This is a genomic window from Streptomyces sp. NPDC002309 (genome assembly GCF_053593375.1).
Genome location: NZ_JBSFCI010000018.1, coordinates 111,012 through 123,187, shown reverse-complemented (window position 1 = coordinate 123,187; position 12,176 = coordinate 111,012). Strand labels below are relative to the sequence as shown.

General features: G+C 73.6%; 10 protein-coding genes. 1 reads left to right on the top strand and 9 read right to left on the bottom strand.

Features of this window, described 5'->3' with window-relative positions; translation table 11 throughout:
- Positions 1-223: 223 nt before the first annotated feature.
- Entirely contained in the window at positions 224-844 is a 621-nt protein-coding gene (locus tag ACWCPM_RS17345; protein WP_450977028.1) for an L-threonylcarbamoyladenylate synthase, read from the bottom strand.
- 552 nt (positions 845-1,396) lie between these two features.
- Here ACWCPM_RS17345 and ACWCPM_RS17340 point away from each other — a divergent pair.
- Entirely contained in the window at positions 1,397-2,920 is a 1,524-nt protein-coding gene (locus ACWCPM_RS17340; protein WP_450977027.1) for a helix-turn-helix domain-containing protein, read from the top strand.
- A gap of 127 nt (positions 2,921-3,047) precedes the next feature.
- On the opposite strand, the gene ACWCPM_RS17335 is transcribed toward ACWCPM_RS17340, so the two are convergent.
- The 8 genes from ACWCPM_RS17335 to ACWCPM_RS17300 all read right to left on the bottom strand — a co-directional run bounded on the left by ACWCPM_RS17335 (position 3,048) and on the right by ACWCPM_RS17300 (position 11,982).
- Positions 3,048-4,274: a cytochrome P450 family protein gene (locus tag ACWCPM_RS17335; RefSeq protein WP_450977026.1), complete on the bottom strand. Its 1,227-nt coding sequence runs from the start codon at positions 4,272-4,274 to the stop codon at positions 3,048-3,050.
- Positions 4,271-5,509, bottom strand: a complete 1,239-nt coding sequence (locus tag ACWCPM_RS17330) for a cytochrome P450 (protein WP_450977025.1) — start codon at positions 5,507-5,509, stop codon at positions 4,271-4,273. The genes ACWCPM_RS17335 and ACWCPM_RS17330 overlap by 4 nt, the downstream gene beginning before the upstream one ends.
- Positions 5,506-6,114, bottom strand: a complete 609-nt coding sequence (locus ACWCPM_RS17325; protein ID WP_450977024.1) for a GTP-binding protein — start codon at positions 6,112-6,114, stop codon at positions 5,506-5,508. Before ACWCPM_RS17325 ends, ACWCPM_RS17330 begins: the two co-directional genes overlap by 4 nt.
- Complete coding sequence (locus ACWCPM_RS17320) at positions 6,086-6,448, bottom strand: DUF742 domain-containing protein (protein WP_450977023.1); 363 nt, start codon at positions 6,446-6,448, stop codon at positions 6,086-6,088. The genes ACWCPM_RS17325 and ACWCPM_RS17320 overlap by 29 nt, the downstream gene beginning before the upstream one ends.
- On the bottom strand, positions 6,445-6,870 hold the full coding sequence (locus tag ACWCPM_RS17315) for a roadblock/LC7 domain-containing protein (protein ID WP_450977022.1): 426 nt from the start codon (positions 6,868-6,870) through the stop codon (positions 6,445-6,447). Before ACWCPM_RS17315 ends, ACWCPM_RS17320 begins: the two co-directional genes overlap by 4 nt.
- A complete protein-coding gene (locus ACWCPM_RS17310) occupies positions 6,867-8,264 on the bottom strand; it encodes an ATP-binding protein (RefSeq protein ID WP_450977021.1) in 1,398 nt (465 codons plus the stop codon). The genes ACWCPM_RS17315 and ACWCPM_RS17310 overlap by 4 nt, the downstream gene beginning before the upstream one ends.
- 201 nt (positions 8,265-8,465) lie before the next feature.
- Positions 8,466-8,933, bottom strand: coding sequence for a hypothetical protein (locus ACWCPM_RS17305; protein ID WP_450977020.1), 468 nt, complete (start codon positions 8,931-8,933; stop codon positions 8,466-8,468).
- A 265-nt stretch (positions 8,934-9,198) separates the two neighbouring features.
- Entirely contained in the window at positions 9,199-11,982 is a 2,784-nt protein-coding gene (locus ACWCPM_RS17300) for a SpoIIE family protein phosphatase (RefSeq protein WP_450977019.1), read from the bottom strand.
- Between the last annotated feature and the right edge of the window lie 194 nt (positions 11,983-12,176).

Sequence of the window (12,176 nt, the reverse complement as noted above, 5' to 3'; positions counted from 1 at the left end):
ACGGAAAGGCGGCGCCGCCCGGTCGCGGGCGCCGCCGCCATCGTGAAACCGTGCGGAGCGTCCGGGTGGACCTCGCAGCGGTGGCGCACGCCCGCCCTCGTCAGCGCCTCCTGCGGCCGCTGGACCTGCTCGGGTGGCAGGGACGGCTCGTGGTCGGCCGACCCGCCCGCCTTTGCCGTTTGCCCGGGCTACTCACGCGGCCCGGCAACCGGCGCTGCCCGCGCTACTCGAACCGGGTGGTGTCGCCCGCACCGTGCCGTACGATCTCGGCCTCGCCCTCCGAGAAGTCGATCACCGTCGTCGGTTCGGTCCCGCAGTCCCCGGAGTCGACCACCCCGTCGAGGACGTGGTCGAGCCGGTCCTTGATCTCCCAGCCCTGCGTCATCGGCTCGTCCTCGTCGGGCAGGAGCAGCGTGCTGGACAGCAGCGGCTCGCCCAGCTCGGCGAGGAGCGCCTGGGTGACGACATGGTCGGGGATGCGCACGCCCACCGTCTTCTTCTTGGGGTGCTGGAGCATGCGCGGCACCTCCTTCGTCGCGGGCAGGATGAACGTGTAGCTACCGGGGGTGGAGGCCTTGATCGCGCGGAACACGTCCTTGTCCACCCGCACGAACTGGCCGAGCTGCGCGAAGTCCTGGCACACGAGGGTGAAGTGGTGCCGGTCGTCCAGCCGCCGGATGGACCGGATCCGGTCGGTGCCGTCCTTGCTGCCCAGCCGGCAGCCCAGTGCGTAACAGGAGTCGGTGGGGTACGCGATGAGCGCCCCCGACCGGACACTGTCGGCGATCTGGGTGATGGTGCGCGGCTGGGGGTTGTCGGGGTGCACGTCGTAGTACTTCGCCATCTGCCGAGCTTATGCCCGGGGAGCGGGAGTGGCCGAACGAGCGGGTCGGGGCGGCGGTGCCTGCCTGGGTCCGTGGGGCGGGCCCGGAGGGCGCCCCGGTCGAGTGGGCCCGGCTCGGCGCGGCCGGCTCCTGCCCCGAGGCAAGGGGCGAGGGGCAACGGGCGAGGTCTGGTCGTCTCTTGCCGATCGCGGGAAGGGCGCTGCTGTCTGTTGCCGGGGGTGGGGGAGTGCTGCCGTTCGTCGCCGGGGGCGGGGGAGTGCTGCCGTTTGTCACCGCAGGTGGGGGCGGCGCCGTTGCTCGTTGCCGAGGCGGGGCGCGGGCGCTGTCCTCGGCCACCGCCGGGGACGGCGAGAGCCCGTTGTCCCCGGCGAGGGGCACGCGCTCCGCTCCGCTTCTCGGCGTGCCGTGCGCTGTCCGGTCCACGCCCCCTTCCCCGCCCGTCCGTGCGGCGCGCGAAAGCCGCGGGCCCTCCGTGGCCCACCTTGAGGTAAGGTCCCCGACCGATGTGCCCGGTGCGGGCGCAAAGCGAGGCGAAGGGACGGGGAGACGACGTGGCCGGGCGAGAGGGCCAGGGCCGTCGCGCGGAGCGGGCGGACGGCGTGGGCGTGACGTGGGCGCAGGAACTGCTCGACCATCTGCGGCCGTCCGGGCGCGACGTCCGGAAGGTGGTCGCCTGGCTGGCCGGCGCGGCGCGGGCGGACGTGGCGCTCCAGGACGACGCCGGCAACCTCCTGGCCGGTACCCGCACATCCCTCGACGAGGCACTGGTCGCCGACATCACCGCCGGGCGACTCGCCTCCGCCGCGCTCCAGGACCATGAACGCCACCTTCGGCTGGTCAGGGTCGAACTCCCGCACCCCGCCACCGCGGGCGTCCTCGCCGTCGCCCGGCCCGGGCCCTTCGACCGGCGCACCGCGGACATCGTCACCCACACCGCCGGAGTGCTCGAACTCCTGCTGCGGGACCGGGAGACCGTGGCCGCCGGACACCGGCTGCGGCGCGCCACATCGGATCTGCGGCTGGCGATCCTGCAGCTTCTGATGGTCGAGGACACGGTCTCCGCCCGCCGGGTCGCCGCCGGCCTCTGGCCCGGTCTCCTCGACACGGACACGGCCTGCGTCCATGTCGCGGAGAGCCGCACCGAGGACCGGGACCGGCTCGCCGAGGAGTGCGTCAGGGCCACGTCGGAGCGGGCCCTCGTCGTGCGCTGCCCGGCCGTCGACGCCCACGTGATCGTCGTGACGCCGGGCGAGGCCGCCGCCGCGGAACTGCGCGCGCTGGTCGGCGACCGCCCCGGCACCTTCCTCGGGGGCAGTGCCCGGCAGAGCCTCGCGCAGACCGCCACCGCGTACGGACAGGCCGTCAGCGCCCTCGCCGTCGCGCACTTCCGCCCGGACCGGGCGGCGGTCTACGCCGAACGCACGCACCCCGAACGGCTCATGGACCCGGCCGCCCTGCGCGACTGGGCGGCCCGCGTCCTGCGCCCGCTCGACGTGCTCGCGCACCACACCCGTGCCGAACTCCTCGCCACCACCCGGCTCGGGCTGGAGTTCACCGCCGTCAACGCGGCCGCGGTCCTCGGCGTCAGCCGCAACACCGTCCGCGCCCGGATGGAACGCGCCGAGATCCTGCTGGGCACCGACCTGTCCGACCTGACCGTCCGGGCCACCGTCCATCTGGCCCTCAACACCCAGGCCTGCGGGGCCCAGTTGCCGGAGGGAGGCGGCGGGGCGGACACCCGGCTGACCGATCTGCTGGCGGGTCCCGCCCTGCGCGCCTGGGCCGGCGAGCTGCTCGGCCGCCTGGACACCGACACCCGCAACCCGCGCCGCACGCTGCGCACCTGGATCGCGGCCGGCGGCAACGCCGAACGCGCCGCGCACCTCCTGGGCGTCCACGCGCAGACCGTGCGCGAGCATGTGCGCAGCGCCGAGCCCGTCCTCGAACGGCAACTTCTGGCCGGGGGCAGTGACCTCTACGAGGTCGTGCTCGCCCATCTGGCGCTGGGTGACCTCGACCCGCCCGTGCTGCACGGGGTGAATTCGGGCCATCCGGACGCACCTGTGCACGGTTGAGTCCTCGCGGCGACCGAACGGGCATGGACGCGGTTCACAACGCGCAGACCGTGCGCGTAGGTTCGAGGCGAGCCGCAGGGGCACGACCGGAACGGGGGACCGGTCGCGCCCCTGGCGGTGCCCCGCGTCAGCCCCGCAGCCGTACAGGCACCTCCTGCCAGCCGAACGCGATGAACGACGGCACCTGCCGCAGCTCGCCCTCGGCCGCCCGGATCTCCGGGAAGCGCTCGAACAGCGCGGGCAGCGCGGTCAGCGCCTCCAGCCGGGCCAGCGGCGCCCCGATGCACCGGTGCACACCGATCCCGAACGCCAGATGGTCGTCCGCGCCCCGCCGGGCGTCGAAGACGTCCGCGTCCGGCCCGTAGCGCGCGGGGTCGAGACCGGCGGCGGCGTACGTCGTGAGGATGGCGTCCCCGGCCGGAATGGTGACGCCGCCGGCCTTGACGTCCGTGACGGCGAACCGCAGCGGCAGCGACGCGATGGACGGATGGACCCGCAGGGTCTCGTCCACCACGGCGTCCCAGGTGATCTCCCCGGCCCGCACCGCGGCCAGTTGCTCGGGTTGCCGCAGCAGGGCGACCACCGCGTTCCCGATCAGGTTCACCGTCGTCTCGAAGCCGGCGCCGATCACCAGGAGCAGCGTGTACAGCAGTTCCTCGTCGCTGAGCCGGTCGCCGTCCTCGTCGCGCACCCGGAGCAGCTCGGTGGTGAGGTCGTCGCCGGGGTGCTCGCTGCGGTGCGCGATCAGCGCCGGCAGCACCGTGCCGATCTGCCGCTGCACGGACGCCGCGTGCTCCGGGCTGGGGTCGGAGGTGTCCATGATCGCCGCGATCATCCGCCTGGTGTCGGCCCGCATCCCGTCCGGGACGCCGAACAGGTCGCAGATGATCCGCATCGGCAGGGCCTCGGCGAACCCCGCCCTCACGTCGACCGCACGACCGTCGGCCCCGGCTTTCTCCAGCGCGTCGATCAGCTCGGTGGTGACCGCCTCGACGCGCGGCCGCATCGCCTCGGTGCGCCGGTGGGTGAAGCTCGGCGAGACCAGTGTGCGCAACCGGGCGTGGTCGGCGCCGTAGGTGGAGAGCATGTTGACCACGCCGACCCAGCCCAGGATCCAGCCCCAGGAGGGGTGTTCGCCGAGCTCCGGCCACAACCTCCAGTGCAGCCGCGGGTCCCTGCTCACCTGCGGATCGAGGATCAGCTCCCGGAGCACGTCGTGGCCGGTGGGCGCCCAGGCCGGTATGCCCCCGGGCAGCTCCACCGGCACCACGGCACCGAGGGCGCGCAGCCGGGCGGTCTCGGCGGCGATGTCGGCACCGAACGGGTCGATGGCGATGCGCTCGGTCACGGTCACGGGCGGTCTCCTGGCTGGTCGGGGGAGCGGGGGGTGAAGCGCACGGGCAGCGCGGTCAGCGACCGGTGGAAGGGTCCGGGGCGCCAGGTCAGGCGGTCTCGGGGCACGAGGGGCTCCAGGTCGGGCAGCCATTGGGTGAGCCGCTCGATCGCCTCCGTGGCGATGAGCAGCGTGTGCTGCTTGACGGGGCAGGCGTGCGGGCCGGCCGACCAGGACAGATGGGAGGCGTCCCCGGGGCGCCGGGCGTCGCCGTGCTCCTGCTCCGCGAAGTGCGCGAGCGCCCCGTAGGAGATGACGACCGGCACCGCCGCCCGGATCCACACGCCGTGGAAGGAGACCGGTCTGCGGGCGAAGTGGATACCGAAGTTGGCGAGCGGCGTCTCGTGGTGCAGCACCTGCACCACCGCGTCCATGACGGGCCGGGCTCCGTTGGTCAGCGTCGAGTAGTAGGCGGTGTTGCCGAGGATCCGGGACAGCGCGTTCGACACCAGGTTCGAGGTCGGCTCGTGTCCGGCGGCGAGGGTGAGGAACACCTGCCAGGTGACCTCGTCGGGGGTGAGGCCCGCCGGGTGGTCCAGGAACCGGCTCGGCACGTCGTCGCCGCGCTGCTCGACCTTGGCGGCGATCAGCCCGATGACGTAGGCGCCGTACTCCGCCTCGCCCTCGGCGGCCTCGGTGCCGCCCTCGATCACCTTGGCGAGGGCGCCGTCGAGCCATTCGCTCGCGCTGTCCGGCAACCCGAAGAGGCTGTTGAAGACGAGCGCCATCAGGGGGCGGGCGAAGTCGGCCACCAGATCCGCCTCGCCACGTGGCCCGAACCGGCTCACCAGCAGATGCACCGCGCGGTGCACCCGCTCCCGCAGGTCGTGCGGCTCGATCAGGTCGAAGGTGTCGATCAGCGCCGTGCGGTAGCGCACGTGGTCGGCGCCGTCGGCGAAAAGGGTGTTGGGTCGCCAGCGCATCATTCCGAGCACCGGCGAGTCGTCGGCGACGGTCGCCTCCCAGGGCCGCGGGTCGCGCGAGAACGTCTCGGTGTCGTGCAGCAGGTCCAGTGCGGCCCGCCGGTCGACCACGACGTACGCCGGGACGCCCGGAACCAGTTCGGCCCAGCCGATGGGGCCCTGGGCGCGCAGGTCGGCGTAGTAGCGGTACGGATCCAGGGCGAAGCCGTTCTCCCACAGCCGCACGGGCACCGAGCGGGAGAACGCCTCCTGGGCGGGGGGATGTGTGGTCACCGGGACTCCGGGGGGTGGCGGTCGATCAGATGCTGGACCAGGGCGAGCAGCGCGTCGAGGGAGGAGTCGCGCTCGCGGGCGTCGCACGACACCATCGGTGTGCCCGGATCCAGGTCGAGTGCGGCGCGCAGCTGCTCCTCGGTGTGGTGGCGCGGTGCGTCGGGGAAGGCGTTGAAGGCGACCGCGTACGGCAGCCCGCTCTCCTCCACCAGCCCGAGCACGTCGAACGAGGCGTCGATCCGGCGGCTGTCCACCAGTACGAGCGCCCCGAGCGCCCCGTAGGCGATGTCGTCCCACAGGGAGCGGAACCGTTCCTGTCCGGGCGTGCCGAACAGATACAGCACGATCCCGCTGCTCAGGCTGATCCGGCCGAAGTCGATGGCGACGGTGGTCGTCGCCTTCTCCCGCACGCCGGCCAGGTCGTCCACGGACGTGGACGCCTCGGTGAGGTGCTCCTCCGTGTGCAGCGGCCGGATCTCGGACACCGAGTCGATCAGGGTGGTCTTGCCCACCCCGAACGGGCCCGCGACCAGGATCTTCACCAGTTCGCGGGCGCTGTCGGGGAGGTGGATGCCGCTAGTTGTGCTTGAGGTCGCGGAGGCCATCGGCCACTCTCTTCAGCAGGTCGGGGTCGAACCGTTCGGCGGGTGGGATCGGTGGGCGGGCGAGGGCCAGGTTCCGGTCGACGAGGCCGGCCGCCAGCACCCGCACCGCGGAGACCGGCAGCCGCAGCAGCGCCGCCGCCTCCACGACCGTCAGCGAACCGTCGGCCAGCTTGTCCAGCAGCGCCAGTTGAGCGCTCGGCAGGTCCGCCGGCGGAGCCTCGCCGGTGCCGGTGAGCACCGAGAGCCGCTCCAGCCGGGAACGGCTCGGCCGGGCCACGCCGCCCGTCGACAGATAAGCGGGAACCAGGGGGCGGCCGCCTGGTCGGCGGGTCATGCCGACGGGCCGCCGTCGGTTCCTCGGGGCGCCGCGGCCATAGCCTTCTCGCCGAGTCGGGCCACCTGCGAGTGCACGCGGTGCGCCAGCAGGTCCAGGCGCACCTCGGTGTCCCCGTGGGCGGCGACGACGGTGCCGTGGTCCGTCGGCACGATCAGCACGTAGCCGTGGTCGGACTCGATGACGACCTGGCGTATCTCGGCCCGTTCCCGGTCGGCGAACGCCGCCGCGGCCGTACGGCAGGCCCCCTGCACGGTACTGGTGATGGCGGCCACCCGCTCGGCCGACGGCTGCGACAGCGCGTCGGTGTACCCGGTGACGAGGCCGTCCCGGGTGAGCAGGACGGCGGCCACGACGTGCGGTACCTCCAGTATCGGATCGAGCACCCACGCCGTGTCGCCCGCATCGCGGCTGCTGGTCATCGAGCTGCTCCCCCTTCGTAGTCGGTCTGTTCGGTGTCGCCGGTCGATTCGTCGGCCCGTCCGGGCCCGCCGTCCGCGGCGTCGGCCCGCGCCGCCGCCGTGGCGGACTGCAGTGCCCCCAGTGCCGCCGCCGCCTCCTCGGGCCGCAGCGCAGGTGCGCGGGGCGAGGAGGTGGCGGCGGCGGTGGCGGTGGCGCGGCGTCGCCGCTGGGGCAGCCCCCCGGCGTCCCGCGGTCCGTCGTGCTCGGGTACGTCGCCGGAGCCGGCGTCGTCCGGTTCGGTGCCGTACGCGTGAGCCGGGGCGGGCGTCTCCCGCCCGGCCCGGTGGGTCGAGCGCGCGGCGCTGGCCGCGGGCGGCCGCTCCTCGGGGTCGACGCGGCTCAGGAGGTGGCTGTCGACCAGCAGCACGGCGCGCACCCCGCCGTACGGGGAGGGCGAGGACAGGTCCACGCTCAGGTCGAACTGCCGGGTGAGCTGGCCGATCGCCGCGAGGCCCATGCGCGGGGGATCGCCCAGGTCGGTCAGCAGGATGGGCGCGGCACCGGCCACCAGACCCTGGGCGCGCGACCGTTCGTCCTGGGTCATGCCGAGCCCGGCGTCGTCGATCGTGACGCACGCCCCGTGGTGGACGTGCTCCAGGTTGACCGTCACGTCGGTGTCGGGCGAGGAGTGCCGCAGCGCGTTGTCCAGCAGTTCGGCGACGATGATGGCGACCGGTTCGACGGCGTGGGACACCAGGGCCGTGCCGGGCTCCAGATGGTTGTTGACCCGTACCCGGTGGTAGCGCGCGAGCCGGGCCTGACCGCCCGTCACCGCGTCCACCAGGTGGGACTCCTCGCGGGCCAGTCCCACCCAGGCCCCGCACACCACCGCCGCGATCTGCGCGCGGCGCAGCGACTGCTCGTTCTCGTGGTCGAGCTCGAACAGGGTCTGCGCCAACTCGGGGTCCTCGTAACGCTGTTGCAGTGCGCGCAGACCGTCCTGCAGTCGGTACAGGGCTGCCTGGATCTCCCGGGTGGCGCCCCGCATCCCGGCCTGTGCGGCGGCGTCGATGCGGGTGCGCTGGGAGATCAGCTCCGCGCGCAGCGCCACCAGCACGTCGTCCAGCGCGCCACCGAGCGGTGTGTCCGAGAGGTGCGGCTGCCGGAGGCCGGGGACCACGAGATGCGGTCGTTCCAGCCGTCGGGCGGCCGCCGGCATGCGCTGCGCGGCGAGGTGCCCGAGCTCCGCGGTGAAGGCGTTGAGACTGCCGTCGAGTTCGCGGCGCAACGACGCGATCTCGGCCCGCTGCCGGGCCTGTCGGCGGCGGGACCGCACGAGCCCGCCACCGAGGGCGAGCGCGGACAGTGTGCCGGCGGCGAGCACACCGGCGGCAAGGTCCGGTAGTTCGATCATCGAAGCGGTTCCAGGGGGGTCGGGCAGAGCGGAATTCGGGGCCCCGGGGCGAGGCGCTCGGAGCACAGTACAACCGTCAGCGACCGATCTCGCACGGTGAGGTGGGACTTGGCTCCGAATCCGTCCGCTCTCTGTTCGCTTCTGTGGCAACTGTCTGAAATGCCAAGCAGAGCAGGCGAGTTGATCCGCGAGGGCGCGGCGTCAGGTGCCGCACAGCGGCGCCGCCACGGTGAGGCTGCCGTTCGCCTGACGCAGCGCCAGTTCCAGCGTGCCCGGCGAGTGCAGCGCGCCGGTGCCGTCGGGTGGGATCAGCCACTCCAGGCACCGGGTGGACCGGTAGGGCGGCGGCACCGCCACCCACGCCCCGCGGCCGGCGTTGCGCAGGCCGGCGCCGATCCACTCGCTGTCCGGGTCCGGCGGCAGGAAGAAGCCGACCCGGTGGGCGGCGATGTCCACCAACGTCGGCCCGGGCACCGGCAGCGCGGGACGCCACAGCAGATCCAGCGCGAGCAGGCCCAGCCGGTCGGGAACGCTCAGCACGTCCCAGAAGCGTCCGGCCTCCAGCAGGGCGACGCCCTCGCCCCGGTCCCAGTCCCGCTTGCACGCCCGGGGATCGGGCGCGGCGGCGGCGAGCCACTCCACTCCGCGCGTCCAGCCGAGATCGCTCATGTTCCGCTCCGCGTGATGTCCGTCCGGTCCCGGTCCGAGCCGGTCTGGCATATGCATGCTGGTAGATACTTCTACGCGGCGGAAGGGGTGGCGCGGGCTGGCGTTCAGGGCGGTTCCGTTCGACGTCCGCCTGTGTGACCGAGGCGCGTGGGGCGGGCCCCGTCGCGAGGGCGCGGCCGGCGGGAGGATCCCCGTCGTGTTCCCCGTCGCACACGGGCTGCGAACAGCACGCACGCCCTCGGGCGGGGCCAGGGCGGGACTCAGCTCACGGCAACGGCTGCTCGGCCCAGATCACCTTGCCGCCCGGCAGATAACGCGTGCCCCAGCGCTCGGCGAGCTGCGCGACCAGGAACAGTCCGCGTCCGCCTTCGTCGGTCATGGCCGCGTACCGCAGATGCGGGGCGGTGTTGCTGCCGTCGAACACCTCGCAGATCAGGCTCCGGTCCCGCAGCACCCGCACCCTGATCGGCGTGCCGCCGTAGCGGATCGCGTTGGTGACCAGTTCGCTGAGGATCAGTTCCGTGGTGAACGCCAGGTCCTCCAGGCCCCACTCCGACAGGCGCCGGGTGACCGCGGCACGAACCTCGGCCACGGCCGCCGGATCAGGCGGCACGTCGATGGCGGCCACCCGGTCCTGCCCCAGGGCCAGGGTGCGGGCGACCAGCAGGGCGATGTCGTCGTTGTGCCGGGCCGGCAGACGGCTGTCCAGCACCGCCCGGCAGGTGTCCTCGGGCGACGGCCCGGCCTGCTCCAGCGCCGTGCGCAGCAGTTCGAGGCCGACGTCGATGTCACGCTCCCGGTCCTCCACCAGCCCGTCTGTGTACATGACCAGCCGGCTGCCCTCCGCGACCTCGATCTCTACCGTCTCGAACGGCAGACCGCCCAGACCCAGGGGAGGACCGGCGGGCACCTCGGGGAACTCCACCGTTCCGTCGGGCCGGACCAGGGCCGGCGGGGGATGTCCGGCGCGGGCGATCGCCCAGTTCCGCACCACCGGGTCGTAGATCGCGTAGAGGCAGGTCGCGCCGGTGACGGGCGCGGTGCCGCCCTCGGCCTCCTCGTCCTGGTCGATCCGGCCGACCAATTCGTCGAGCAGCCCGAGCAGTTCGTCGGGAGCGAGGTCCAGGGAGGAGAAGTTGTGGACCGCGGTGCGCAGCCGGCCCATCGTGGCCGCCGCGTGCAGTCCGTGCCCCACCACGTCCCCCACGACCAGGGCGACGCGGGCACCGGACAGCGGCAGCACGTCGAACCAGTCGCCGCCGACCCCGGCCTGGGCCGGCAGATACCGGTAGGCGATCTCCAGCGCGCTCTGCTCGGGGAGACTGCGCGGGAGCAGACTGCGCTGGAGCGTCACCGCCATCGTGTGCTCGCGCGTGTAGCGGCGTGAGTTGTCGATGGACACGGCGGCGCGCGCGACCAACTCCTCGGCGAGGGTCAGGTCCTCCGCGTCGAAGGGCGCGGAGCCCGACCCGCGCCAGAAGGTGACCATGCCGAGGATCAGGGAGCCCACCCGCAGCGGCGCGGTGATCAGCGAGTGGATTCCGTAGTCGAGGGCCTGCGAGGTGAGTTCGAGGTCCTGCGCCTGCCAGCCCGGCGCGTCCCGCAGGCGCGGCTCCAGGGTCGCCCGGCCGGCGCCCAGGCTGCGGGCCTGCGGCGAGGAGGCCACGAACCGGATGCGCTCTCCCACCGGGTACAGCGGCGGATCCTTGCGTACGCCCGCCAGGGCCGTCCTGCGCATCCCGGTGCCGGCCTCGGGTTGCTCACCGCTGAGCACGGAGTCGAAGAGGTCCACGGTCGCGAAGTCCGAGAAGCGGGGCACGGCCAGATCGGCCAGCTCCTCGGAGGTCCTGGTGACGTCCAGACTGGTGCCGATGCCCGCGCCGGCCGCGTAGAGCATGTCGAGACGCTCGCGCGCCAGCTCCGCCCGGCCGGACAGGGCCCGCAGTTCGGTCGAGTCACGCAGGGTCGCCACGCTGCCGTGCGGGCCGCCCCGCAGATGGGTCGGCCGCTGGTTGATCGCCAGCAGCCGGTCCTTGACGAGCCGTACCTCGTCGGTGACGACCCGCCCCGACGCCAGCAGCTCGGCGATGTCCACCGGTAGTCCGAGGTCGTCCACCCCGCGGCCCTCGGCGTCGTCGGGCAGGGTCAGCAGCCGACGGGCCTCGTCGTTGGCGAGCAGCAGGTCGCCGTCGGCGCCGACGATGAGCACGCCCTCGCGGACCGCGTGCAGCACAGCGTCGTGGTGTTCGTACATCCGGGTCATCCCGCGCGGACCGAGGCCCCGGGTTTGGCGCAGCAGTCGCCGGCTCACCAGCGCCGTGCCCGCCGTGGCCATGACCAGCCCGGCCGCCGCGGTGAACAGCAGCAGCGGCAGCTGCCGGTTGGCCGCGCCGCCCACGTGCTCGGTGGTGATGCCGGCGGACACGAGGCCGACCACCTTGCCGTCGGGGTCCTTCACCGGCACCACGGCCTGCACCAGCGGGCCGATGGTCCCCTCGATCTCCTCGACCACGGTCCCCCCGGCCAGCGCGGGCCCGAGCGTGCCGACGAACGGCTCTCCGATCCGGTCCGGGATCGGATGCGAGTAGCGGATCCCTTCAGTGTTCATCACGACGATGAAGTCCACCTCGGTGGCCTTGCGGGCCGCTTCGGCGCTCGGCTGCAGGACGGCCGACGGGTCGGGGCTCTCCAGCGCCTCCCGGGTGCCCGGCGCGTTGGCGAAGGTCTCGGCGACGGCCAGGGACCGGTTGCGGGCCTCCTCGGTGCTGTCGCTGCGGCTCTGCAGGACCAGTGCCACCACGGCCACCACCACGAGCAGCAGCACGATCAGGACCTGGAAGAAGAACACCTGCCCCGCGACGCTGCGCCCGCTGAGCGCGGAACGCACCGCCGCGGCCGGACTCCACCGCGAACGGCCGCCGCCCCCGGGCCCGTCCGGCCCGCCGTTCGCGGCAGACCGCTCCCACCGCTCGCCCGGCCCTGGAACAGGCGTGCGTGCGGCGTGCTCTGCTGCGGGGGGACGGGTGGGCCGAGTCCGCGAGCGGCCCATGGGGCGGACCATGTGCCCTGTCTACACTCCCGAGCCCGAGGAGGCGAGGGAAGTCACGCGGTGTGGTGATCCGCTCGTGCCATGTGACGGGACCCGAAGGCGCCCTCGTCGGGCCTCGTTTCCCGGACGGCGCGGCGGTGCCGACCTGCCTCGCCCGACCTGCCTCGCCCGACCGGGAACGGGCCCGGCTCGCC